The 22,154-nt window shown below is 58.0% G+C and carries 23 protein-coding genes and 2 pseudogenes; 17 read left to right on the forward strand and 8 right to left on the reverse strand.

What is annotated here, in order from left to right; genetic code table 11:
- Positions 1–98: 98 nt before the first annotated feature.
- Positions 99–1,838: a L,D-transpeptidase family protein gene (locus ACYZT9_RS17780; RefSeq protein ID WP_462006702.1), complete on the reverse strand. Its 1,740-nt coding sequence runs from the start codon at positions 1,836–1,838 to the stop codon at positions 99–101.
- Positions 1,839–1,919: 81 nt separating this feature from the next.
- Here ACYZT9_RS17780 and ACYZT9_RS17785 point away from each other — a divergent pair, with 81 nt between their 5' ends.
- From ACYZT9_RS17785 to ACYZT9_RS17815, 7 genes are all read left to right on the forward strand, one after another.
- Complete coding sequence (locus tag ACYZT9_RS17785) at positions 1,920–2,624, forward strand: murein L,D-transpeptidase catalytic domain family protein (RefSeq protein WP_462006703.1); 705 nt, start codon at positions 1,920–1,922, stop codon at positions 2,622–2,624.
- A 113-nt stretch (positions 2,625–2,737) separates the two neighbouring features.
- Entirely contained in the window at positions 2,738–4,438 is a 1,701-nt protein-coding gene (locus ACYZT9_RS17790) for a copper resistance system multicopper oxidase (protein ID WP_462006704.1), read from the forward strand.
- 10 nt (positions 4,439–4,448) lie between these two features.
- Positions 4,449–5,336 (forward strand): copper resistance protein B, encoded by an 888-nt coding sequence (locus ACYZT9_RS17795; RefSeq protein ID WP_462006705.1) that lies wholly within the window; start codon positions 4,449–4,451, stop codon positions 5,334–5,336.
- Between the two features lie 48 nt (positions 5,337–5,384).
- A complete protein-coding gene (gene copC / locus ACYZT9_RS17800) occupies positions 5,385–5,756 on the forward strand; it encodes a copper homeostasis periplasmic binding protein CopC (RefSeq protein ID WP_462006706.1) in 372 nt (123 codons plus the stop codon).
- A gap of 3 nt (positions 5,757–5,759) precedes the next feature.
- Positions 5,760–6,692, forward strand: a complete 933-nt coding sequence (gene copD / locus ACYZT9_RS17805; RefSeq protein ID WP_462006707.1) for a copper homeostasis membrane protein CopD — start codon at positions 5,760–5,762, stop codon at positions 6,690–6,692.
- An 81-nt stretch (positions 6,693–6,773) separates the two neighbouring features.
- Positions 6,774–7,589 (forward strand): alpha/beta fold hydrolase, encoded by an 816-nt coding sequence (locus ACYZT9_RS17810; RefSeq protein WP_462006708.1) that lies wholly within the window; start codon positions 6,774–6,776, stop codon positions 7,587–7,589.
- Positions 7,579–8,772, forward strand: coding sequence for a PAS domain-containing sensor histidine kinase (locus ACYZT9_RS17815; RefSeq protein ID WP_462006709.1), 1,194 nt, complete (start codon positions 7,579–7,581; stop codon positions 8,770–8,772). Before ACYZT9_RS17810 ends, ACYZT9_RS17815 begins: the two co-directional genes overlap by 11 nt.
- Positions 8,773–8,943: 171 nt before the next feature.
- Here ACYZT9_RS17815 and ACYZT9_RS17820 read toward each other — a convergent pair.
- Positions 8,944–9,162 (reverse strand): annotated as a pseudogene (locus ACYZT9_RS17820) (hypothetical protein).
- Between the two features lie 420 nt (positions 9,163–9,582).
- On the opposite strand from ACYZT9_RS17820, the pseudogene ACYZT9_RS17825 reads away from it, so the two are divergent.
- From ACYZT9_RS17825 to tal, 5 genes and pseudogenes are all read left to right on the forward strand, one after another.
- A pseudogene (locus tag ACYZT9_RS17825) lies at positions 9,583–9,789 on the forward strand (hypothetical protein); the annotation flags it as partial.
- Positions 9,738–10,724 (forward strand): tRNA dihydrouridine(20/20a) synthase DusA, encoded by a 987-nt coding sequence (gene dusA, locus ACYZT9_RS17830; RefSeq protein ID WP_462006710.1) that lies wholly within the window; start codon positions 9,738–9,740, stop codon positions 10,722–10,724. The pseudogene ACYZT9_RS17825 and the gene dusA, both read left to right, overlap by 52 nt.
- Before the next feature lie 142 nt (positions 10,725–10,866).
- Entirely contained in the window at positions 10,867–11,109 is a 243-nt protein-coding gene (locus tag ACYZT9_RS17835; RefSeq protein WP_462006711.1) for an AbrB/MazE/SpoVT family DNA-binding domain-containing protein, read from the forward strand.
- Positions 11,106–11,501: a PIN domain-containing protein gene (locus ACYZT9_RS17840; protein ID WP_462006712.1), complete on the forward strand. Its 396-nt coding sequence runs from the start codon at positions 11,106–11,108 to the stop codon at positions 11,499–11,501. The genes ACYZT9_RS17835 and ACYZT9_RS17840 overlap by 4 nt, the downstream gene beginning before the upstream one ends.
- A 253-nt stretch (positions 11,502–11,754) precedes the next feature.
- Entirely contained in the window at positions 11,755–12,681 is a 927-nt protein-coding gene (gene tal, locus ACYZT9_RS17845) for a transaldolase (protein WP_462006713.1), read from the forward strand.
- A gap of 113 nt (positions 12,682–12,794) precedes the next feature.
- Here the strand turns inward: tal and rssC are convergent, their stop codons facing one another.
- Entirely contained in the window at positions 12,795–13,277 is a 483-nt protein-coding gene (rssC, locus tag ACYZT9_RS17850) for an anti-sigma factor antagonist RssC (protein ID WP_007935262.1), read from the reverse strand.
- A complete protein-coding gene (gene rssB / locus ACYZT9_RS17855; RefSeq protein WP_461987902.1) occupies positions 13,277–14,458 on the reverse strand; it encodes a two-component system response regulator RssB in 1,182 nt (393 codons plus the stop codon). The genes rssC and rssB overlap by 1 nt, the downstream gene beginning before the upstream one ends.
- A gap of 276 nt (positions 14,459–14,734) precedes the next feature.
- On the opposite strand from rssB, the gene ACYZT9_RS17860 reads away from it, so the two are divergent.
- Positions 14,735–15,034 (forward strand): PilZ domain-containing protein, encoded by a 300-nt coding sequence (locus tag ACYZT9_RS17860; protein ID WP_462006714.1) that lies wholly within the window; start codon positions 14,735–14,737, stop codon positions 15,032–15,034.
- Between the two features lie 61 nt (positions 15,035–15,095).
- Here ACYZT9_RS17860 and ACYZT9_RS17865 read toward each other — a convergent pair whose 3' ends face one another.
- Positions 15,096–15,785, reverse strand: coding sequence for an MlaA family lipoprotein (locus ACYZT9_RS17865; RefSeq protein ID WP_462006715.1), 690 nt, complete (start codon positions 15,783–15,785; stop codon positions 15,096–15,098).
- 199 nt (positions 15,786–15,984) lie between these two features.
- Here ACYZT9_RS17865 and ACYZT9_RS17870 point away from each other — a divergent pair, with 199 nt between their 5' ends.
- Both ACYZT9_RS17870 and ACYZT9_RS17875 read left to right on the forward strand, forming a co-directional pair.
- Positions 15,985–16,605, forward strand: coding sequence for an HAD family phosphatase (locus ACYZT9_RS17870; RefSeq protein WP_462006716.1), 621 nt, complete (start codon positions 15,985–15,987; stop codon positions 16,603–16,605).
- A 109-nt stretch (positions 16,606–16,714) separates the two neighbouring features.
- On the forward strand, positions 16,715–16,978 hold the full coding sequence (locus tag ACYZT9_RS17875; protein ID WP_462006717.1) for a DUF4404 family protein: 264 nt from the start codon (positions 16,715–16,717) through the stop codon (positions 16,976–16,978).
- Positions 16,979–17,151: 173 nt separating this feature from the next.
- On the opposite strand, the gene queF is transcribed toward ACYZT9_RS17875, so the two are convergent.
- Both queF and copI read right to left on the reverse strand, forming a co-directional pair.
- Positions 17,152–17,982 (reverse strand): NADPH-dependent 7-cyano-7-deazaguanine reductase QueF, encoded by an 831-nt coding sequence (queF, locus tag ACYZT9_RS17880; RefSeq protein WP_462006718.1) that lies wholly within the window; start codon positions 17,980–17,982, stop codon positions 17,152–17,154.
- A gap of 61 nt (positions 17,983–18,043) precedes the next feature.
- The gene (gene copI / locus ACYZT9_RS17885) at positions 18,044–18,565 is read right to left on the reverse strand and encodes a copper-resistant cuproprotein CopI (RefSeq protein ID WP_462006719.1); all 522 of its coding nucleotides are present in this window, start codon (positions 18,563–18,565) and stop codon (positions 18,044–18,046) included.
- Positions 18,566–18,720: 155 nt separating this feature from the next.
- Here copI and ACYZT9_RS17890 point away from each other — a divergent pair, with 155 nt between their 5' ends.
- Positions 18,721–19,401 (forward strand): heavy metal response regulator transcription factor, encoded by a 681-nt coding sequence (locus tag ACYZT9_RS17890; protein ID WP_462006720.1) that lies wholly within the window; start codon positions 18,721–18,723, stop codon positions 19,399–19,401.
- A complete protein-coding gene (locus tag ACYZT9_RS17895; protein ID WP_462006721.1) occupies positions 19,401–20,750 on the forward strand; it encodes a heavy metal sensor histidine kinase in 1,350 nt (449 codons plus the stop codon). Before ACYZT9_RS17890 ends, ACYZT9_RS17895 begins: the two co-directional genes overlap by 1 nt.
- 106 nt (positions 20,751–20,856) lie before the next feature.
- Here the strand turns inward: ACYZT9_RS17895 and ACYZT9_RS17900 are convergent, their stop codons facing one another.
- Entirely contained in the window at positions 20,857–22,101 is a 1,245-nt protein-coding gene (locus ACYZT9_RS17900) for a lipoprotein-releasing ABC transporter permease subunit (RefSeq protein WP_462006722.1), read from the reverse strand.
- Positions 22,102–22,154 lie beyond the last annotated feature (53 nt).

Below are 22,154 nucleotides of genomic sequence, written 5' to 3' on the forward strand. Positions count from 1 at the left end.
GCAATTGTCCTTTGGACAGGCGTCGCTTCCACTGTGCAAACGGGCTTGTGCGCAGGCAGAACAACAGGATGGATGCGCCGAACGTTCATTTGACCCAGTTACTGCCCTGTCCTTACCGAGGCCGTCGCCGCCTGTAGATTCAACACAGGCATTTGCGCAGGTCGGTTCAACGCTCGCAGCACTGGCGCATCGTAGCCGTACACATCTGGTTTGAATGCCACACGCCCGTCACTGCCCAAATCCACTGTCCAATAAGCCAACAACACTGGCACTTTCACCGGCAGCCGAATGTTCTCGGTCTTGCCGTTAGCCAGCTGTTTCTGGATACCGGCGCTGTTCCATTTAACCGGGTCGTTGAACAGCAGCTCCACCAGTTGCAGCGGGTTTTCCACCCGGATGCAGCCCGAACTGGTCGCGCGGACAGTCTTGGCAAACAATTCGCGATGCGGCGTGTCGTGAAGGTAAATCGCATAATCGTTGGGGAAGCGGATCACCACCTGACCCAGCGAGCTGTCCGGCCCGGCGTCCTGACGCAAGCTGATGCCACGCGGGCTGGTCCAGTCGACGGTCGATGGATCCAGCTCGGTGCCTTCGCGATCAATTACGCGGATATGGTTGGCGGCCAGGTAGCCCGGATTGGTCTGAATCTTCGGCAGCACATCTTCCTTGAGGATAGTCGGCGGCACCGTCCAGGTCGGGTTAAACGTGATGTAGGTAATCTGCGCCTGAAAGATCGGCGTATTGCGCGCCGCCTTGCCGACCTGCACCCGGGAACGCCAGATCGGCTGACCATCACGGTACATCGCCACTTTGTAGCCGGCGATATCAACGATAACGAACGTACCTTGAAGTTTGTAAAGCAGCCAACGCGCCCGCTCCATGTTCACCCGCACCTGGTCAATGCGCGCGTCAACGGGCACATTCAACGCCGCCAGCGTCGTCGCCCCCGCCATGCCATCTGCGCCGAGGTATTGCTCATTCTGATACTTCTTCACCGCCGCGGTGACGGCGCCGTCGTACTTCGTTCCGTGGATCAATCGCGGGTCGAGAAATCCTGCTGCGACCATCCGGGCGCGCAACTGCGCGACAGCCGGTTCGTCCATGCCAGGTTTGAGCGAATGATCTACAACCACTTTTGGCCAACCGCCACGATCGCGAACACTGCGCAATTGCGCCAGCGCCTGGCGTAACCCCACGTACACCGCTTCTTGCGGCGGCGCTTGAGCAAAAGCCTTCGCTACATCGTGATTGTCGAGCGCCGCGAAGAAAGCATTGACGTCGTCGCGCGGGTCGACGCCGTCAGCGTCAAAATTCCAATGGATGTCGAGCCGCGAAGGATCGACCTTGCCCCGCCGCAATTGCAGCAGCGCGGTAATAAAGGTATGCGTCGTCGCCATATCAAAGGCCGCCCGTTGCTCGGACGTGACCGGCATGGTCTGCATCGCGGCGTGAGACCTGACCAACTCATCGATATGAAAATCCGTCGGGTTCAACCCATCGGCTTCAGTCGCGCTCAGGCTGGCGATCAATTGTGCGACGTCACCGTCATTCGTCCACGCGGCGCGATAGGCGCGATGTGCGTAGAAATCCATGACCAAACGACTGACATCCACCCGCCGATTACGCGGTGAAGTCAGCATCGGCGGAAATGCGGTTTTCAGCGGCTCAAGGGACGCTTGAATCGCCTGGCCGACGTTATCGTCCGCTGCGGCCGTGATAACGGAGCTTGGCGCAATTATCGGCTCAATCGGCGAAGTTTCTGCAAACACGCTGCCGCTGATCAGAAAGCCCATAAAAAATACGCGGCTTATGACGAATAACCTTGTTAAAAGCACCATGAATAATCCTTAATCTCCCGCATTCAACGCCTGGCTTTCAACACACTGCTAGACTCGAACTTAACATGATGAGACATCCATATGGCGCCACTACGTTTTGGCTATCTACTGCCGGCCTTGCTACTGACTGCAATGTCCGTACCGTCAGCCTACGCCGATTCGCTCGCGGCCGCCCTTATCAAAGCGGCCCCGAAAGCCAACGCCAACGTCATAAACCTCGCCGTTCGCGCCTCGCGATGCAGCATCGCTCAAGGCGCGGCTCCTGTCCAAAGACTTGCAGTTATTGATTATTCCCTGCCTTCGACCGAACAGCGGCTTTGGGTGTTCGATTTAAAGAAGCGCAAGTTGCTGTTTCATGAACTGGTCGCCCACGGACGCAACAGCGGCGAGAACATGGCCGTCAATTTTTCCAACCAAAACGAGAGCTTTGCCACCAGCCTCGGGTTGTACCGCACGCAACAGAGTTACGTCGGGCAGAACGGTTATTCGTTGCGCATGGAAGGTCTGGAGCCGGGCTTCAACGACAATGCGTTTGACCGCGCGATCGTGATTCACGGCGCGCCGTACGTCAGCCCGGTGCTGGCGCGGGCGAATGGGCGAATTGGTCGAAGTCTGGGCTGCCCGGCCGTGCGACCGGCGATTGCGCACAAGCTGATTGATTCGATGAAAGATGGGCAGTTGTTGTTTTCGTACTACCCGGATCAACGCTGGTTGAAAAAATCTTCATATATCAATTGCGGGAGCGGGACGGTGGCGTCGGCCTCCAAACTTTCCACCAACCGCTGAAAGCCGCGTGAACCTGTCAAAACTGTAATCTGCGCCTCAGCCTTCTGAAAGGCATCATCCGCTAGCCTCGTCTTCAAGTTGTCTCCCAACTGGCAGATCGGGAATAAAACGGCATGCACTCCAACACTTCAAGACGCACCTTCGTAAAGGGGTTGGCCGCGGGCGGACTGCTTGGTGGCCTCGGGTTATGGCGTACGCCTGTGTGGGCGGTCACCAGCCCTGGCGAACCTCAGATGTTGGCGGGCCGCGATTTCGACCTGTTCATCGGCACAACCCCGGTTAATATCACCGGCAATCCGCGCACCGCGATCACCATCAACGGCGGCATTCCCGGCCCGCTGCTGCGCTGGCGAGAAGGTGACACGGTCACGTTGCGGGTGAAGAACAGACTCAAGGAAAACACCTCCATTCACTGGCACGGCATTTTGCTACCGGCCAACATGGACGGCGTGCCAGGCCTGAGTTTTCACGGCATCGAACCTGGCGGTCTGTACGTCTATCAATTCAAGGTCCGGCAGAACGGCACTTACTGGTATCACAGCCATTCGGGCCTTCAGGAGCAGTCCGGCGTTTACGGCCCTTTGGTCATCGACGCCAAGGAGCCGGAGCCCTTCCAGTACGACCGCGATTACGTAGTGATGCTGACCGACTGGACCGACGAAGACGCGGCTGGTCTGATGAAAACGTTGAAAAAACAGTCGGACTACTACAACTACAACAAGCGCACCGTGGGTGATTTCATCCACGACGTCAGCGAGAACGGTTGGGCTTCCACCGTCGCCGATCGGAAGATGTGGGCCGAAATGAAGATGAATCCCACAGACCTCGCTGACGTCAGCGGCGCCGCTTACACCTATTTGATGAACGGCCAGGCACCGGACTCGAACTGGACGGGCGTGTTCCGGCCGGGTGAAAAACTGCGGCTGCGCTTTATCAACGGCTCCGCCATGACCTACTTCGACGTGCGCATTCCTGGGCTGAAAATGACGGTGGTCGCGGCGGACGGGCAGTACGTCAAACCGGTAAGCGTCGACGAGTTTCGCATTGCGGTGGCGGAGACGTTTGATGTGATTGTCGAGCCGACTCTGGACGCTTACGCCTTGTTTGCCCAGTCGATGGATCGCACCGGCTACGCATGCGGCACGCTTGCGGCGAAAGCAGGTTTGTCTGCACCGGTGCCTGCACTTGATCCGCGACCGTTGGTAACCATGGATGACATGGGCATGGGCGGGATGGATCACGGCAGCATGGGCGATATGGCCGGCATGGATCACAGCGCCATGGGCGCGATGCAATCGCATCCCGCAACTGAAAATGACAACCCGCTGGTGGACATGCAAGCCATGACCACTGCCCCCAAACTCAACGATCCCGGCCTGGGTCTGCGCAACAACGGCCGCCGCGTTCTGACCTATTCCGACCTGCGCAGCACCTTCGAAGACCCGGACGGTCGCGACCCGAGTCGAACCCTCGAGCTGCACCTCACCGGTCACATGGAGAAGTTCGCGTGGTCGTTCAACGGTGTGAAGTTCTCCGACGCCGAGCCGCTGCGCCTCAAATACGGCGAGCGCGTGCGCATCGTGCTGGTCAACGACACAATGATGACCCACCCCATCCACTTGCACGGTATGTGGAGTGACCTCGAAGACGAGAACGGCGAGTTCATGGTGCGCAAACACACCATCGACATGCCGCCCGGAACCCGACGCAGCTATCGGGTGACCGCCGATGCACTCGGCCGCTGGGCCTATCACTGCCATCTCCTGTACCACATGGAAATGGGCATGTTCCGTGAAGTCCGCGTGGAAGAATGAGGCGCTACCCATGACCAGTCTTACTTCGTTTTTTTTGACCATTTTTACGGTGGGCCTGTTAGTTTCTTCGGCGATGGCGGCCACGGCTGACATGCCAGGCATGGATCACAGCCAGATGCCGGGTATGGACGCTGGCCAGATGCAAAGCATGGACGACGGTCAGATGCAGCCCGCCGCGCCAACCGAAAGCCGCACGCCGATCCCGCCGTTGACCGACGTAGACCGCGCCGCCGTGTTCGTCGACCCCGGCGGCCATAACGTGCATGACTCCACGCTTAACCACTATTTTCTCGCCGACAAACTCGAATGGCAGGACGCCAACGACGGCAGTGCGCTGGCCTGGGATTTATCGGGCTGGATCGGCGGTGACATCGATCGCCTTTGGCTGCGCTCCGAAGGCGAGCGCACCAATGGCAAAACCGAAGACGCTGAAATCCAGGCGCTATGGGGACACGCCATTTCCCCATGGTGGGACGTGGTGAGCGGCGTGCGCCAGGACTTCAAGCCCGGCGCGCCGCAGACGTGGGCCGCGTTCGGCGTGCAAGGCGTGGCGCTGTACAACCTTGAAACCGAAGCCACGGCGTTCATAGGCGAAGGCGGCCAAACTGCGGCGCGGCTGGAAGGTGACTACGACATCCTGCTGACCAACCGGCTTATTCTGCAGCCAACTGCCGAGCTGAATGTTTACAGCAAAAACGATCCGCAACGAGGCATTGGTTCCGGACTGTCCAACACCGAAGCCGGGCTGCGGTTACGCTATGAAATTCGCCGGGAAATCGCCCCATACATCGGCGTGACCTGGAACCGCACCTACGGCAGAACCGCCGATTACGCCAAGGACGATGGCGAGGATCGCAGTGAAACACGCCTCGTTCTCGGCGTTCGGCTGTGGTTCTAAACCTCAATCATCAAAAACCCGCCGCTTCGAGCGGCAAAGAGGCCTTGCATGCGCACAACAAAAACCACCGCTGTTGTCTTCGGCGTACTTATGAGCACGCTGGCTCAGGCGCACCCGAAACTGCTCTCATCCACCCCGGCCGAAGGTGCTGATGGCGCGGCACCGAGCAAGATCGAACTGCACTTTTCCGAAAGTCTCATGACGCAGTTTTCCGGTGCAAAACTGGTCATGACGGAAATGCCTGGTATGGCCCACGCCCCGATGCCAATGAAGGCCAAAGTTACCGGCGGCAGTGATCCGAAAACCATGGTCATCACCCCGATCTCGCCGCTGCCTGCCGGCACTTACAAAGTCGAATGGCGTGCGGTGTCTTCGGATACACACCCGATCACCGGCAACGTCACGTTCAAAGTGAAGTGATTGATGAGTGACTGGGTCGGCATTGCCCTGCGGTTTGGGTTGTATGTGGATTTGATGGTGCTGTTTGGGCTGGGTTTGTTTGGGCTCTACAGCCTCAAGGGCCAGGAGCGCGTGTCCGGAGCAATACTGCCGTTTCGGTCGATGCTCGTGGGGACGGCGATGCTGGGTGTGTTGTTGTCGATCGCCAGCATGGTGATGATGGTCAGCGGCATGAGTGGTGAGTCGGATTTCACTGAGTTGCGCCCGCACATCGAAATGATGGTGTGGGAGACGGACGTGGGACTGGCCTGGCTCGTGCGCATCGTCGCGCTGGTGCTGGCCGGTTGGGCGCTGATGCTCAACCACCGCGCACCTGGCATCAGTTTGATCATCGCCGCTGTTGCTGGCGGCATCGCCCTCGCTTCCTTGGTGTGGAACGGTCATGGGGCGATGGAAGGCAGTCGTCGGTATTGGCATTTGGCGGCGGACATTCTGCATCTGCTGGCGGCGGGAGCGTGGCTAGGGGCGTTGGTCGCGTTCGCGTTGATGGCGAAAATCGATGCACTGCAAACCGAGGAACGCATCAGATTGCTGGCTCGGTCTGTCAATCGATTTGAATGGGTGGGCGCGGTGATCGTGGTCGTCATCACGGTCACGGGCGTCGTGAATTACCTGTTCATCGCGGGGCCGAAGCTTGATGCCGTGCTGCTCACCACCTACGGGGTTTTGCTGTTCATCAAAGTGGTGTTGTTTGTCGGGATGCTGATGCTTGCAGCGTTGAACCGGTTCCACCTTGGGCCGTTGTTGGAGCGGTCGTTGCGGGAGGGGCAATACGTCTTTGCCGCCAACGCTTTGCGACGCAGTATGTTTGCGGAATTGGCGGCAGCGGTGTTAATTGTGGGGTTGGTGGCTTGGCTGGGAACGCTGAGCCCGGAAATGGGCAGGACTGATCTTTAAAGGATGCGTGACCGGACGTCTTTGACTATCTAAACTGCCGAGGACGCCAGAAATACCTTTGGCTCGCCCGGGACAAGACGCATGGACCTTCAACATCGCAACAACGTCAACGTAATGGGCGAGGGTCCGGCAACGCTGATCTTCTCCCACGGCTTTGGCTGCGATCAAACCATGTGGCGTTATCTCGTCAACGACTTTACGGGTCGTTTCAAGGTCGTGCTGTATGACCTTGTCGGTGCAGGCCAATCGGATCTTGGCGCGTACGACCGAGAAAAATACAATTCGCTGAACGGCTACGCCCAGGATCTCGGTGAAATCATCGATCAGTTCGCCAGCGGCCCGGTGATTGTGGTCGGCCACTCCGTCAGCGCCATGATCGCTGCGTTGGCGGATCGCCAGTCCCCCGGCACCATCGCCGCCCACGTGATGATCGGTCCTTCGCCCTGCTACATCAATTCCGACGACTACGTCGGCGGCTTCAAACTCGAAGACATTCATTCGCTGCTCGACACCCTCGACAGCAACTACCTCGGCTGGTCCAGCACCATGGCCCCCGTCATCATGGGCGCGCCCGGCCAACCGGCGTTGGGCGAAGAACTCACCAACAGTTTCTGCCGCACCGAACCCGAGATCGCCAAGCAATTCGCCCGAGTGACATTCCTGTCGGACAACCGCCAGGACGTCGCCGGCCTGACCACGCCGGCGCTGATTCTGCAATCTACCGACGACCTCATCGCCCCGATTGCCGTGGGTGAATACCTGCACGGCGTACTCCCCAACAGCACGCTTTGCATGGTGGACAACGTGGGCCACTGCCCACACATGAGCGCGCCCAGCGCCTGCTCTGAAGCCATGAACAGCTTCCTGTCGCCGTGGGCAGGCGCGCATGTCGACTGATCAGCCAGACCCGCAGATATTGTTCGAAGAAGCGCCCTGCGGATTGGTGGTGACTAAAGAGGACGGCACGATTCTGCGCAGCAATCAGACGTTCAGCAACTGGATCGGCTTCAGTCAGCTCGAACTGTGCGGCAAGCGATTTCAGGACCTGCTGACCATGGGCGGACGGATTTTCCATCAAACCCACTGGGCGCCACTGATGCGAATGCAAGGCTCGGTCGCCGAAGTAAAACTCGACCTGGTTCATCAAGACAAACACACCGTCACCATGCTGCTCAACGGCGTCCGGCGCGAGCACGCCAACGGCGCGTTCAACGAACTGGCGCTGTTCGGCACGACCGACCGCGACAAGTACGAACGTGAACTGCTGAACGCGCGGAAAATCGCCGAGGGCCTGCTGCGCGAAAAAACCGCCGCCGAAAACGCTCTTCAGCAAGCCCAGGCCGAACTGAACCTGGCTTATGAAAAAGCCCAACGCCGCGCGTCCTTCGCCGAGCAAATGGTCGCCATCGTCAGCCACGACCTGAAAAACCCGCTGACCGCGATCAAAATGGCTGCCGACATCCTCGCCCGTACTGATCGCACAGCCAAAGAAACCAAACTGCTCGGCCACATCGGCCAGTCGGCAGGCCGCGCCCAACGCATGATCGCTGACCTGCTTGACTTGGCGCTGGCCGGGGTCGGGAGCGGCATCGCGATCTCCCTTTCATCACAGGATTTGCATGCATTCGTGAGTCGCAGCGTCGACGAACTGCGTGTGGCGTTTCCGCAAGCAACGCTGCTGCACCTGTCCGTTGGTTCCGGCCCGGCTTCCTTGGACGCTGATCGTGTGCAGCAAATCATCGGCAACCTCGTGGCCAACAGCGTGGCTTACGGGGATTTGAAGCAGCCGATCACAGTGACCTCCCGCCGGGAAGAAGACCAGGCCGTTGTGTCGGTGCACAACTACGGGCCGGTCATTCCGCAAGCGTTGATGGCCGTGCTGTTTGAGCCGATGACCCGCGGCACAGAGGCTGACAGTGATGTGCGCAGCGTCGGGCTTGGGTTGTTTATTGTCAGGGAAATCGCCAAGGCGCATGGCGGGGATGTTTCAGTGAGTTCAAGTCTGGAAGACGGGACGGTGTTTAGTGTTTATTTTCCATTGAGCACCGCATCAGCTTCAGGTGTTACGCCAAGCGACTAATCAAATCCACCATGGAAGCGGGATGAGCACCACGGGTGACTACAAGCCCTATACCTTCAAGGCCAGCCTGGGTGTAGGGTCGAGTGGGTGCAGAATAGCCGCACCACCCCTAAGCAGGAGCCGATCATCTGAACGTGCAACGGCATGAACAACTCGCCGTTGCGTCACACCTCAATCGTCGTGCAACAACCCCGAACTGTACTCGCCGAAGCTGCTACCAAGCGCACTGCCATGGAAACTCAACTTACTCGGGTTGTGGGTTGGGCCCGGGCCAAAGCCGGCAGACGGCTGGAGGTCTTCCGAATAATTGCTTTAGGAGCTCACACCCGAGCACGCACTCAACAGCAAAGCACCGGCGATCATCACGACTTTGAAGAGGTTCGGGGTCATATTTCAGTTTTCCTGTGGGCAGAGAGCGTGGTGATGCGGCCGTTAGTCCTCATCGTAGACCGCGAACCCGCGGGGATTTTGAAACTTCGCAGGGCGACAGCATTTGTTCAGCTTTTGTGGTTTCTTTCTGCAAAAAATCACGTTCCCTTGAAAAACTATCAAAAGAGCAACGTCCTACACGACACTCGGAACGGTCCGTACGTCTGGCCATTGCAGCGTTTTTGTCATGAAGCTTATAGTCCCACCAGCGCTGGAATAGCGTTACGGTTTGGCGACTCGTTGCAATTGGAGTGATAGATCCCTTGAGTTAACGGAGCTTCACTTATGAATGAATACATGGCTCTGGATGTTCGAGAAGCAGCGCATGATGGGCAAAAAATGTTCGATTTATTTGTGATCACTGGCAGGAACATGCGTAGCAACTACATCGAGCACGAGCGAACGTTGACTGCGCAGATCAAACTAGCGGTAAAAGAAGGCTACCAAGGTAAAATCACTACCGAAGAACAGGTGTCAACCCGCCACCTCATCCCTGATAAACTGCGGCCCTTCGTCTTCCTGATTCAGATTCCCCAATGTCCCAACAAACAGCTTCACTCTCCCGCCGCTTTTCCGTCGCCCCGATGATGGATTGGACGGACAGACATTGCAGGTATTTCCTGCGCCTGCTATCCAAAAACGCCCTCCTCTACACCGAAATGGTCACCACCGGCGCACTCCTGAATGGTGACCACGACCGCTTCCTGCGTCACAACGAAGCCGAACACCCGCTTGCCCTGCAACTCGGCGGCAGTGTTCCGCTGGACCTGGCCGCTTGCGCGCGCATGGCGCAGGAGCATGGTTACGACGAGGTAAACCTGAATGTCGGCTGCCCGAGTGATCGGGTGCAGAACAACATGATCGGCGCGGTGCTGATGGGGCATCCGCAGTTGGTGGCCGATTGCGTGAAGGCGATGCGCGATGCGGTGTCGATTCCGGTGACGGTGAAACATCGTATCGGGATCAATGGGCGGGACAGCTACGAGGAGTTGTGTGATTTCGTCGGCACGGTTCGGGATGCCGGTTGCACCAGTTTTACGGTGCATGCGCGGATCGCGATTCTGGAGGGATTGTCGCCGAAGGAGAACCGCGACATTCCGCCACTGCGTTATGACGTGGCGGCGCAGTTGAAGAAGGACTTTCCAGAGCTGGAGATTATTCTCAACGGCGGGATCAAGACGTTGGAAGCCTGCCACGAACATCTACAGACGTTTGACGGCGTAATGCTGGGTCGTGAGGCGTATCACAATCCTTATGTGATGGCTGAGGTGGATCAACAACTGTTCGGCAGCACGGCACCGGTGATCAGTCGGGCCGAGGCGCTGGCGCAGTTGCGGCCTTATATAGCGGCGCATATTCATACGGGTGGTTCGATGCACCATATCACGCGGCATGTGCTGGGGCTGGGCACCGGTTTTCCGGGGGCGCGCAAGTTTCGGCAGTTGTTGTCAGTGGATATTCATAAGGCTAAAGAGCCTTTGGTGTTGCTGGATCAGGCGGCGGAGTTGCTTGAAGGACGCTAACGAATCGGGAAGCAAAAAATAGGAGGTAAGCCTTGTTTCTTCATTGAAAACCTGATGCGTTTCATCGCAACATCTCCTTGAGCGTTGATTTCCAATCTCCCTTACCATAATGTAAGGAAAACTGAGTTACGGAGCATCTGCGATGGCAACCGCCACATTGACCTCGAAAGGACAAATCACCATTCCGGCACAAGTCCGAGCGTCCCTTGGACTCGACACTGGCGATCGTATTGAGTTTGTTGCCTTAGGCGACGGTCAATTCGCCATTATGGCCGCGACGCATACCGCTCGAGACCTTAAAGGGCTCATTCGCAAGCCCGCGAAAGCTGTAAGCATCGAAGACATGAACCAGGCTATCTCAGCACAAGGATCCAAAGCTATATGATAGGTCTGGATACCAACGTATTGGTCAGGTATGTCGCACAAGATGATCAAAAGCAGTCAGCTAAAGCCTCCGAACTTGTTGAATCGCTGACGACGACCTCTCCCGGCTTCATCACGATGGTTTCAATTATCGAATTGGTCTGGGTACTTCAATCCTGCTACGAGAGCGCAAAAAGCGAAATCATTACCGTCCTTGAAACGCTTTTGCGAACTCGAGAATTTACGGTGGAAAACTCCGAAATTGTTTGGCAGGCATTGCGCAGGTACTCACAGGCCAACGCCGATTTCGCAGATTGCTTGATTGAGCGCAGCGCCAACGCAGCGGGTTGTGAGTACATCGTCACCTTCGACAGCAAGGCCGCCAAGACGGCAGGTATGCGTCGCTTGAATTAAATTGAGAGGCTCAGCTCAATCGCATTGCATGTAAGGCCACGCAGTCTCAGTTCCTTAGTTGCTAAGCCGCGCTAACCATCAGACCGGTTGAACCTGCGCCCGGATTTGGCATCGTATTTACGGACACCGCGCCCCGCCATTCAAACAGCCGTTCTCAGGTTGTTGCCGCTGGGGCCTTCGATACGTACATGCGCCCTTGAGTGGCTGTCAGCGCTCGGGTAATGTCATTAGACCCATAGGACAGAGCACGCCCATGACTTCCAAGCTGGAACAACTCAAACAGATGACCACCGTGGTCGCCGACACAGGCGACTTCGAAGCGATCGCTCGCGTTAAGCCGGTGGACGCTACCACCAACCCTTCCCTGCTGCTGAAAGCCGCGGCCATCCACGGCTATGCCGAGTTACTGAACGCCTGCGTCAGCGACTGCAAGGGCGATGTGGGCCTGGCCAGCGACCGCTTTGGCGTTGCGGTAGGGCAAGAGATTTTGAAGGTGATTCCGGGCCGTATTTCCACAGAAGTGGATGCGCGCCTGTCGTTCGACACAGACGCCGTATTGAAGCGCGCGCACCGTCTGATCGAGCTGTACGACAAGGCCGGCATTGGCCGCGACCGCGTGCTGATCAAGATCGCTTCGACCTGGGAAGGCATCCGCGCTGCCGAAATACTGGAAAAAGAAGGCATCCAGACCAACCTGACGCTGCTGTTCTCGTTCGCTCAAGCGGCAGCGTGCGCCGATGCGGGTGTGTTCTTGATTTCGCCGTTCGTGGGTCGGATCTACGACTGGTACAAAAAGGCTAACGGCAACGACTACACCGGCGCGGATGATCCGGGCGTGCAGTCGGTGACGCGCATTTACAACTACTACAAGGCCAATGACTACAAGACCGTGGTCATGGGCGCGAGCTTCCGTAATTTGAATCAAATCGAGCAGTTGGCCGGTTGCGACCGCTTGACCATCAGCCCGGATTTGATCGACAAGCTGGCGGCGGATACAGGCAAGCTCGAGCGTAAACTGGCACCGGGTCAGGCCGGCGAGGCGCGTTTGAGCCTGAATGAAGCGCAGTTCCGTTGGTTGTCGAACGAGGATGCGATGGCGACTGAGAAACTGGCTGAGGGTATTCGTCAGTTTGCGCGGGACCAGGAGAAGCTTGAGGCGCTGTTGCAGGCCAAGTTGTGATCTAGTTCATAGCAGCGCAAAAAAGGGCGAACCTTGAGGGGTTCGCCCTTTTTTTATGTGATTTGGGATTGCTTCGCAATCCAGCGAGAGCAAGCTCCCTCGCCACAGGGGGATCAATGCCGCTCTAACGCATTCACCAGATCATGGAACGCTTCACGATTCGAATCGTTCAGCCCCATGAGGATCTTGTGCGCTTCGAGCACTTTGATCCGCACCACTTCCTCGGACTGATCCTGGTCTGGCAGGTCGGTCAGGCATTCAGGGCACGGGATCGGGCGGTCAACGATGTTGAACACTTGCTCGAAGCCCATGGACTGCAGCAGACGGGTGATGTCTTCGTGGGTGGTGACGACAGTCGGCAGCAGGCCGACCTTTTGCCGCGACAGGATCGACAGTTTGGCCAGCAGGCCAAGGGTGGTGCTGTCGATGCTGCGGGTTTCGGTCAGGTCGATCACGATCGCGTTGAAGTTCAACGCCGTGAAGATCCGCTCAATAGTCGCATCCAACGCCGAACACAGGGTCAGGCGAACTTCACCGACGAACTTCAGGACGAAGGTGCCATCCTGCTCGGCGAACTGGATTCTACCGGTACTCATTAAAGATTCCTGCTCAACACCAACAGGGCGATATCATCCGGCATCTCCCCTAGCGTGGCCAATCCAAAAACCTGCCGCAACCCATCCAGGGTGCCGCCCGCTGCCTTGACCCGCTGGGGCAAAGCCGCTTCTTTTTCTTTGAGTGTAGGCTCTGGCAAAAGATCCAGAATGCCATCAGACATCAGCGTCAGGCTGAAGGTTGGCGGCAGCTCCAGCACGTGGTCTTCGTAGGTAGCTTCATTGAAGAGGCCCACCGGCAGACCACGACCTTCCAGATAACGGACACTGTCTGGCGTGTACAACACGGGCAACGGCAAATGACCGCCGATGCTATAGGTCAACAAACCTGTCTCCTCGTCGATGACTCCACCGACCATTGTGACGTGTTTTCCCAGCTTACAACTGATCAGGCCTCGGTTGATATGACCAAGGACCTCTGAAGGCTTGAATTCCGGCAATGTGCCGTTGCGCTTGGATTCGAACAGCAAGCGCGTGGTCATGAACTTCAGCAGCACCGTGACGAAGGCTGAAGAGGCGCCATGTCCGGAAACGTCCGCCAGGTAGAAGGCTACCCTACGCTCGTCGACCCGAAAGTAGTCGACGAAATCACCTGACAGGTACAGCGACGGAATGATCTGGTGCGCAAACTGGAACTCGTCAATGGTCCAGGGGCTGACCGGCAGCATGTTCATCTGCACCTGGCGACCGGCGTTCTGGTCTTCCTGGAGCAGGTTCAGGCTGGCTGCGAGCTCTCGGTTGGCCTTTTCCAGCTTCTCACGGTAGCGCTGGTTTTCCAGCAGCAGGCGCGCGCGATCCAGGGCCCGGCGCACAGAGTGCTCGAGCACGGCCAGATCTTCGAGAGGCTTGATCAGGTAATCCGCCGCGCCCAGGCGCAGCGCTTCGACCGCGTCGTTCATCACGCCGGCACCCGACACCACAATAACCGGGGTTTGCGGTGACCGCTCGGTGACCTGGCGGATTAGTTCGAGTCCGCCCATCTGCGGCATGCGCAGATCGCAGATGACCAAGTCGGGCTTGTCTTGCTCGAATACCTGAAGACCCTGCTGGCCATTGCTGGCCTGCAAGACGCTGAAACCACTGTCTTCCAAATAGGCGGCGAGGCTCGCGCGCACTACCTCGTCATCATCGATTATCAGCAGCGTGGCACTGGTTTTTGGCATGTGGGCAAACGGCGCCAGAATTAGGTTGGCGTAGCTGGCTGGGGGTTTTTCCCGGCTCTCACTACTGGATTCGCTTTCTAGCCTCTCTGTTGCACCGCTTTCGGGCATTCACCTTACTCGCAGGCACACCAGAGGTGCCCTTCTAAGGCGCAGACGGTACTCCCATCCGCGGGGTGTTTCAAGCTCACGCCGATGGTCGCTTGACCTCTTTACTTGTCAAATCACCGGGAGTTATAAGAACAGGCAAAACCGTAACCCAATGGAAGGACGAAGCCCATGAGCCAAACCGATCGGGACTACAGCGAAAAGCGTGATTTCATCCGCATGCGGGTTGATGCCGATGTCGCGTTGATTCATGAAGGCGACGAGGTTGCAGCCGTCTGCATAGACCTTTCCAGCAGTGGCATGCAAGTCCAGGCGCCTCGTTTGTTCAATGTCGGTGACCGCCTTAGCGTGCGGATAGATTCCGATCACGCGGCACTGAAAGGCCTTGAGGCCGATACCGAAGTGGTGTGGGTGAAAGAACAGGACGGCGGCAGTCAGAAACTCGGCCTTACAATACTGAAGATGAAATAACCCGGATACAAAACCAAAGAAGGCGGCCAACTGGCCGCCTTCTTCGTTTTACCGGTCGAGATCAAAAATCGTCTTCGACCTGGCCATCCTGGACTTTGAATTCGCGGTTCTGCAAGTACGCATTGCGAATGAAGGTGTACTTGTCGCCGCTGATCAGCTTCTCGGCCGACAGCAGGCTGGCGCGGGTGTCGATGATGTTCAGGGCAAAGATCGAGTTACGCACCGGCACATCGTGAATGTATGGGTATGGGGCGGTGTAGCCATCGACGTACTTCGCCGGAGCATCGCGCAAAGTGCTAGGACCCAGCAACGGCAGCATCACGTACGGACCGCTTCCTACACCCCAGTAGCCCAACGTCTGACCGAAATCTTCGTCGCTACGGTTCAGGCCCATCTCAGTGCCCACATCGAAGAAGCCCAGCAGGCCGAACGTGGTGTTGAAGATCAGGCGCGCAGTATCGGTCCCGGCAGCGGCCGGTTTGGCCTGCAAGATGTTGTTGGCAAGGTTGGTGACATCCCCGACGTTGCGGAACATGTTATGGATGCCGTCTTCGAGAAACTGCGGGGTAACAAACTGGTAGCCCTGCGCCAATGGCTTCAGCGCATAGGTATCGACCACATCGTTGAACTTGTAGATCGGACGGTTGATGCTTTCCCAAGGGTCGTCTTCCGAAGCTGCCTGAGCAACGAACGGAACCAGCAACACACTGGCGCACACGCAAAGCTGAGCTAGATGATTGCTCCAGCGCATAGAAAACTCCTAGGATTGTACTGGCGCGGACGTCTTGGCCCGGGCATTAAGCTGGCTAGTATAAGGTGGAAAAGCCGCTTTAGGCAGTATCATGCGAGATGGCCTACGGATGATTCGCCCTGCTGTGAGTGATTCACATCAATGTCATTCAACTGTCACTGGCGACGCATAGCCTTGTCGCTATTTCAGGGACGTTGATATGCCCCACGCCGAAGCCTTGCCCCTCGCCGCACCCAGCCTGACCGCCGTCCTGTTCGGCCTCAGCGGTTGTCTGGTGGATTTCGGCGCACGCACGCGCCAGCACAGCGCACATTCTGCCGAGCACGCCGAGGTCACGCCGGGTGCTCTGGACAGTTTGCTCAGCTTGCAACGTCAGCAGATTCCCTGCGCGTGGCTTGACGAACTCGCCCCTGCCCTCTGCCATTCCCTGGCGGCCGCTCTGCCGGAGTGGATCAAGCCTTCGCAACACCCCGCAACAAACAATCCCTGGCCCGCGCCAAATGCGTGCTGGCAAGCCTTGATGGCGCTGAATGTCGAGCGCCTGGATGGCTGCGTGCTGGTCAGCGGTGAACCGCGACTGTTGCAATCCGGACTGAACGCCGGGCTATGGACGATTGGCCTGGCCTCCTGCGGCTCGCTCTGCGGGCTGGCGCCCAGTGAATGGCAAGCCTTGAGCCAAAAGGAACGCGAACATCTGCGCGGCAAGGCAACCGTGCAACTGTTCAGCCTGGGCGTGCATTCGGTGATCGATCACCTCGGTGAACTCGGGACCTGTCTGGCCGACATCAGCCTGCGCCGCTTCAAGGGCGAAAAGCCCTGACTGAGGTCATGCAGGTTTTGCGCGAGTGGATTAATCTAAAGGTCAGCCATAGACCTTTGGCGCGGTGCCGCTGTCTATGCCAGTGCCTATCGATAAAAGGAAGAACGCCATGCCTGCCCGCGAACTGCAACAACAGCTCAACACTCTGCGCGAGCAACTGGAACAGAATCCACCACTGACTGAAGTGGAGCGCGAAGACCTGCACGCGCTGATGCAACAGATCGAACTTGAGCTTGAACTGGAAACCAAAACCCAGGACTCCAGCCTGTCCGACAATGTGAACCTGGCTGTCGAACGCTTCGAACTCGAACACCCCACCCTGGCAGGAACCTTGCGCAACATCGTGCAAACCTTGGGCAATATGGGAATCTGAATCCTGCGGATGCAAAAAAAGCCCTGCTAGCGGTAGCGGGGCTTTTTCATATCTGCAATTTGCAACGCAATACCCTGTGGGAGCGGGCTTGCTCGCGAAAGCGGATTATCAGTCAGCAATGATGGTGCCTGATAAATCGCTTTCGCGAGCAAGCCCGCTCCCACACTGGATCTTTATTGGCGGACCAGGCGGTGATTTGGCAGTTGAACGGTTTCAGTGCTGCGATACGGGTTGATGTCCAACCCGCCACGACGCACATAGCGCGCGTACACCGTCAGCTTCTCTGGTTTCAACAACCGTTGCAGGTCAAGAAAGATCCGCTCCACGCACTGCTCATGAAAGTCCGAGTGCTGGCGGAAGCTCACGATGTATTCCAGCAAACTTGCATGATCCAGCGCCGCGCCACGGTATTCCACCGCCACGCTGCCCCAGTCCGGCTGGCTGGTCACCGGGCAGTTGGATTTGAGCAAATGACTGTGCACGCTCTCCTCGACAATGCGTGACGCGTCGCAACGCAGCAGCTCCGGACGGGGATGCTCATAGTTGCTGACGCTGATGTCCAGATCATCGATGCACACGCCCGGCAACGCCACGACGCCTTCGGCTTCAACGTCTTTCAGGCTGCGAACCCGCACGCCAACCGGTTTACCAGCCGCAGCGGACAGGTCTTTCACCAGCGTCGCCTCAAGGCTCGCGGTATCGGCAAACGGAGTCTGGTTCAGCGAGTTCAGGTACAGCTTGAACGACTTGGATTCGATGATGTTCGGCGAATCCGCCGGGATGCTGAATTCGCCGATCGCCACCACAGGTTTGCCGGACGGCAACAGCCACGACAGCTCGAAGCAGTTCCAGAAATCCACGCCCTTGTACGGCAGGGTTTCAGCCGTCAGGCCCAGCTCGGCCCATTTCGCGGTGCGCGGGATCGGGAACAGCAAGGACGGCGTGTAGGTGGCGATGTATTCGCTGGATTTGCCCAGCGGCGAGTGTTCGGCTGCGGGATGCATGGCGGAAACCTGACTGAAGAATCAGCGGATTCTACCAGCCTTTGCGCGAGCCTTTGAGTGCTTACTGACTGACAGTCATCTTGCCGACCATACCCGCTTGATAATGGCCGGGGATATTGCAGGCAAATTCCAGGCGGGTGGCCTTGGTGAAGGTCCAGGTCAGTTCGGCGGTTTTGCCCGGCTCGACCAGCACGCTATTGGGGTCGTCGTGCTTCATACCATGATCCATTCCTGGCATCGCGCCGTGATCCATTTCCTTCATCCCTGTAGGCGTCATCATGCCGCTCTGCTGCATCTTCATCATCTCCTGCTGATGTTTCGCATGCATCGCCGCGTCGCCGAGGTTAAATTCGTGCAATAACTGGCCTTTATTTATCAGCACAAAACGAACCGACTCACCGGCCTTGATATTGATGTTCTGGGGCGTGAACGACATGTCACCCATCACCACTTCGACGCTGCGCTCAGCCATGGCGGCCGGGGCCGGTTGACCGAAGTTGAGGGTGTGTGTCGGCGATGCCCACGCCGGCGAGCTCAGCGCCACAAAACACGCGAATAGCGCCAGCGGTTTGCGCAAAAACATAGTCGTACTCCAACAAGATAAGGTTCAGCGTGTGGAAAACTTTAAACTGCGGCCACTGCCCACAACCTGACGGCCAGATTACAACTTTGTCAGGTTGGCCTGTACTGACGCTGCCCACGGTATAAAGCGTCCGTTCCACTTGCCTCGAGTCGCCCATGAAACTGCTGATCGTCGAAGACCAACCGAAAACCGGCCAGTACCTGCGCCAGGGCCTGGCTGAGGCCGGGTTCAACACCGACCTGGTGGCGGACGGCAGCACTGGCCAACAATTGGCGCTGAGCGGCGAGTATGCGTTGTTAATCCTCGATGTGATGCTGCCCGGGCGCGATGGCTGGCAAATCCTGCAAGCGGTGCGCGGCGCCGGTCTCGATACGCCGATCCTTTTTCTGACGGCGCGAGATGCGGTAGAGGACAGAGTCCACGGCCTCGAACTTGGTGCCGACGATTACCTGGTCAAGCCATTCGCCTTCTCCGAACTGCTGGCCCGGGTTCGCAGCCTGTTGCGCCGTGGCAGCGCCCAGCCTCAGGAGACTAGCCTGCAGCTGGCCGACTTGCGTCTGGATTTGATCCGACGCAGGGTCGAACGCAACGGTCAACGCATCGACCTGACCGCCAAGGAATTCGCCCTGCTGGAAATGCTCCTGCGTCGTCAGGGCGAAGTGCTGCCCAAATCACTGATCGCTTCCCAGGTCTGGGACATGAATTTCGACAGCGACACCAATGTCATCGAAGTGGCGATCCGTCGTTTGCGCCTGAAGATCGACGACGAGTTCCCGAACAAGTTGATTCACACTGTGCGCGGCATGGGTTATGTCCTTGAAGAGCGCCCTGCCTGATGCGCCGCCTTTCCTTGAGCAGTCGTCTGGCGCTGCTGTTTGCCGCCTGCGCTGCCGTGGTGTCGCTGTTCGCCGGCGTATTGTTCAGTCGCGCCAGTGAGGCGCATTTTGTCGAACTGGATCAGCAGTTGCTGGATGGCAAGTTGATGGGTGTGCGTCGGGCACTTCACGATATCCAATCGAGTGAAAGCGAATTCAAACTGGCAGATGAATTGAGTCGCCAGGCCGATCTTTCACTGCGGATTACCGGTAGCGACGGCAAGCGTTGGTACGACAGCTCGGCGCGCCTGCCCGACAAGCTTCCGCAAAAGCCGGGCTTATCGACCATCAACGACAACGACACCGACTACCGCGTACTGAATGCGCCATTGTTTGTCGACAAGCCTGAATCACCGCAACTGACGCTGCTGCTGGACATCACCCATCACCAGCATTTTCTGCAACGCATGCAGCGCTTGATCTGGCTCACCGTGGGTTTGTCAGCCCTGGCCACGGCGCTGCTCGGTGCCTGGGCGGCGCGCAGTGGGCTGCGCCCATTGCGACGCATGAGTGCGGTCGCCCGCGGTATTTCGGCGCAATCGCTCAACGCTCGCCTGCCCGAAGAAGACATGCCGCCGGAACTCGCGGAAATGGCCCACCACTTCAACGCCATGCTCGGACGCCTTGACGACTCTTTTCAGCGGCTCTCGGCGTTTTCCGCCGACATCGCCCATGAACTGCGCACGCCGCTGTCGAACCTGCTGACGCACACCCAGGTCACCCTCACCCGCCCGCGCCCCCTCGAGGATTACCGCGAAGCGCTGCACAGCAACCTCGAAGAACTGCAATGGATGGCGCAACTGGTCAATGACATGTTGTACTTGGCCAAGGCTGATCATGGGTTGTTGATGCCCAAGCGTGAACCGCTGGAACTGGCGGAGGAAGCGAATGTGTTGCTGGAGTTTTTCGCGCCATTGGCCGAAGACGCGCGGGTGACGTTGAGCCGCGAAGGCAGCGCGCACATGCAAGGTGACCGGAGCATGCTCCGGCGGGCGCTGTCCAATTTGCTGGATAACGCATTACGGTTTACGCCGGCCGAAGGTGAGGTGCGGGTGAGGATTATCGAGCTGCCTGAAGGTTTGAGTCTGACGGTTGAGAACAGTGGCGAAGGCATTGACGGGACAATACTGCCGCGCTTGTTTGATCGCTTCTATCGGGCGGATCCAGCGCGGCAGGAAGGCCGCAGTGAACATGCAGGGTTGGGATTGGCGATTACCCAGTCGATCATTCGTGCCCATGGCGGGCAGATTCGTTGTGAATCGGATCAGGGGTGGACACGGTTTGTGATTGAGTTACCAAAAGGAAATTAAGGCCAGCAGGACTGGCCTCATCGCGAGCAAGCTCGCTCCCACATTAAATCTGAGTCGCCTCGGTCAAATGTGGGAGCGTGCTTGCTCGCGATAGCGGTATCAGGGCTTACGAATACCGCAACGCGTGAGCCGGCTCGATCTTCGCCGCACGCCAAGCCGGGTAAACCGTGGCCAGGAAGCTCAACACGAACCCCGCCGAGCAAATCAATAACACATCCCCGCCCTGCAATTCCGAAGGCAGGTTGCTGACGAAATACACATCAGAACTGAAGATCTGCTGCCCGCTCACCCGCTCCATCCAACCCACCAGCTCACTGACGTTCAGCGCGGCAATCACGCCGAGCACGCCGCCGATCAAAGTGCCGACCACCCCGATCACCGTGCCCTGGACCATGAAGATCGCCATGATCTGCCGTGGCGTCGCACCGATGGTGCGCAGGATCGCAATGTCCGCGCCCTTGTCGTTCACCACCATGATCAGTGTGGCGATGATGTTGAACGCCGCCACCGCAACGATCATCAGCAACAGCAGGCCGATCATGGTCTTTTCCATTTTCATCGCGCTGAACAGGCTGCCCTGGGTGTGGGTCCAGTCGTCAGCCTTGTAAGCCGTGCCCAAACCGCCGGCAATGTCGCTGGAGACTTTCGGCGCCGCGTACAAATCCTTCACCGCCAGGCGCACGCTCTGCACCTGATTCGGTTCCCAATGCTGCATCTGCGCGGCATCGGCAACGTGGATCAACGCCATGGAACCGTCCAGTTCAGCGCCGACCTTGAAGACGCCCACCACGTTCAGCCGCTGCATGCGCGGGGTAATTCCCCCCGGTGCAGTGCTGACTTCCGGCACGATCAGGGTGATTTTGTCGCCGACATTCAAGCGGAAACGTCGTGCCGTGATCTCGCCGATCACCACGCCGAACTCGCCCGGTTTCAAGGCATCGAGACGTCCCTGGACGATGTGCTGGGCAACGATCGAGACCTTGCCTTCCAGCGCCGGATCGACGCCGCTGACCTGAATCGGCTGCATCGTCCCTTTATAGGAGAGCATGCCTTCCATCTCGGTGAATGGCACGGCGGCGGTCACTTGCGGATTTTTCATCGCGGCTGCAGCCACCGGTTGCCAATCATCGATCGGATTGACGCCGACAATGGTCGCATGGGGCACCATACCGAGGATGCGCGAGCTCATTTCGCGCTGGAAGCCGTTCATGACCGACAACACCACGATCATGGCCAATACACCGAGAGCGAGGCCGATCATCGAGGTCATCGAGATGAAGGAAACAAAGCGATTGCGGCGCTTGGCGCGGGTATAGCGCGTGCCGATAAAGATCGATAACGGTCTGAACATTCGCTGGGGCACCGTATAAAAATAAAAGACCCGACGCACTGTTCAGTACGCCG

This window comes from Pseudomonas sp. ZT5P21 (assembly GCF_054897785.1).

What these genes read in the sequence shown, in the direction of transcription:
- ACYZT9_RS17780 (WP_462006702.1), bottom strand. Translation starts at nt 1,838, where the DNA reads ATGGTGCTTTTAACAAGGTTATTCGTCATAAGCCGCGTATTTTTTATG.
- ACYZT9_RS17785 (WP_462006703.1), top strand. Translation starts at nt 1,920, where the DNA reads ATGGCGCCACTACGTTTTGGCTATCTACTGCCGGCCTTGCTACTGACT.
- ACYZT9_RS17790 (WP_462006704.1), top strand. Translation starts at nt 2,738, where the DNA reads ATGCACTCCAACACTTCAAGACGCACCTTCGTAAAGGGGTTGGCCGCG.
- ACYZT9_RS17795 (WP_462006705.1), top strand. Translation starts at nt 4,449, where the DNA reads ATGACCAGTCTTACTTCGTTTTTTTTGACCATTTTTACGGTGGGCCTG.
- copC (WP_462006706.1), top strand. Translation starts at nt 5,385, where the DNA reads ATGCGCACAACAAAAACCACCGCTGTTGTCTTCGGCGTACTTATGAGC.
- copD (WP_462006707.1), top strand. Translation starts at nt 5,760, where the DNA reads ATGAGTGACTGGGTCGGCATTGCCCTGCGGTTTGGGTTGTATGTGGAT.
- ACYZT9_RS17810 (WP_462006708.1), top strand. Translation starts at nt 6,774, where the DNA reads ATGGACCTTCAACATCGCAACAACGTCAACGTAATGGGCGAGGGTCCG.
- ACYZT9_RS17815 (WP_462006709.1), top strand. Translation starts at nt 7,579, where the DNA reads ATGTCGACTGATCAGCCAGACCCGCAGATATTGTTCGAAGAAGCGCCC.
- dusA (WP_462006710.1), top strand. Translation starts at nt 9,738, where the DNA reads ATGTCCCAACAAACAGCTTCACTCTCCCGCCGCTTTTCCGTCGCCCCG.
- ACYZT9_RS17835 (WP_462006711.1), top strand. Translation starts at nt 10,867, where the DNA reads ATGGCAACCGCCACATTGACCTCGAAAGGACAAATCACCATTCCGGCA.
- ACYZT9_RS17840 (WP_462006712.1), top strand. Translation starts at nt 11,106, where the DNA reads ATGATAGGTCTGGATACCAACGTATTGGTCAGGTATGTCGCACAAGAT.
- tal (WP_462006713.1), top strand. Translation starts at nt 11,755, where the DNA reads ATGACTTCCAAGCTGGAACAACTCAAACAGATGACCACCGTGGTCGCC.
- rssC (WP_007935262.1), bottom strand. Translation starts at nt 13,277, where the DNA reads ATGAGTACCGGTAGAATCCAGTTCGCCGAGCAGGATGGCACCTTCGTC.
- rssB (WP_461987902.1), bottom strand. Translation starts at nt 14,458, where the DNA reads ATGCCAAAAACCAGTGCCACGCTGCTGATAATCGATGATGACGAGGTA.
- ACYZT9_RS17860 (WP_462006714.1), top strand. Translation starts at nt 14,735, where the DNA reads ATGAGCCAAACCGATCGGGACTACAGCGAAAAGCGTGATTTCATCCGC.
- ACYZT9_RS17865 (WP_462006715.1), bottom strand. Translation starts at nt 15,785, where the DNA reads ATGCGCTGGAGCAATCATCTAGCTCAGCTTTGCGTGTGCGCCAGTGTG.
- ACYZT9_RS17870 (WP_462006716.1), top strand. Translation starts at nt 15,985, where the DNA reads ATGCCCCACGCCGAAGCCTTGCCCCTCGCCGCACCCAGCCTGACCGCC.
- ACYZT9_RS17875 (WP_462006717.1), top strand. Translation starts at nt 16,715, where the DNA reads ATGCCTGCCCGCGAACTGCAACAACAGCTCAACACTCTGCGCGAGCAA.
- queF (WP_462006718.1), bottom strand. Translation starts at nt 17,982, where the DNA reads ATGCATCCCGCAGCCGAACACTCGCCGCTGGGCAAATCCAGCGAATAC.
- copI (WP_462006719.1), bottom strand. Translation starts at nt 18,565, where the DNA reads ATGTTTTTGCGCAAACCGCTGGCGCTATTCGCGTGTTTTGTGGCGCTG.
- ACYZT9_RS17890 (WP_462006720.1), top strand. Translation starts at nt 18,721, where the DNA reads ATGAAACTGCTGATCGTCGAAGACCAACCGAAAACCGGCCAGTACCTG.
- ACYZT9_RS17895 (WP_462006721.1), top strand. Translation starts at nt 19,401, where the DNA reads ATGCGCCGCCTTTCCTTGAGCAGTCGTCTGGCGCTGCTGTTTGCCGCC.
- ACYZT9_RS17900 (WP_462006722.1), bottom strand. Translation starts at nt 22,101, where the DNA reads ATGTTCAGACCGTTATCGATCTTTATCGGCACGCGCTATACCCGCGCC.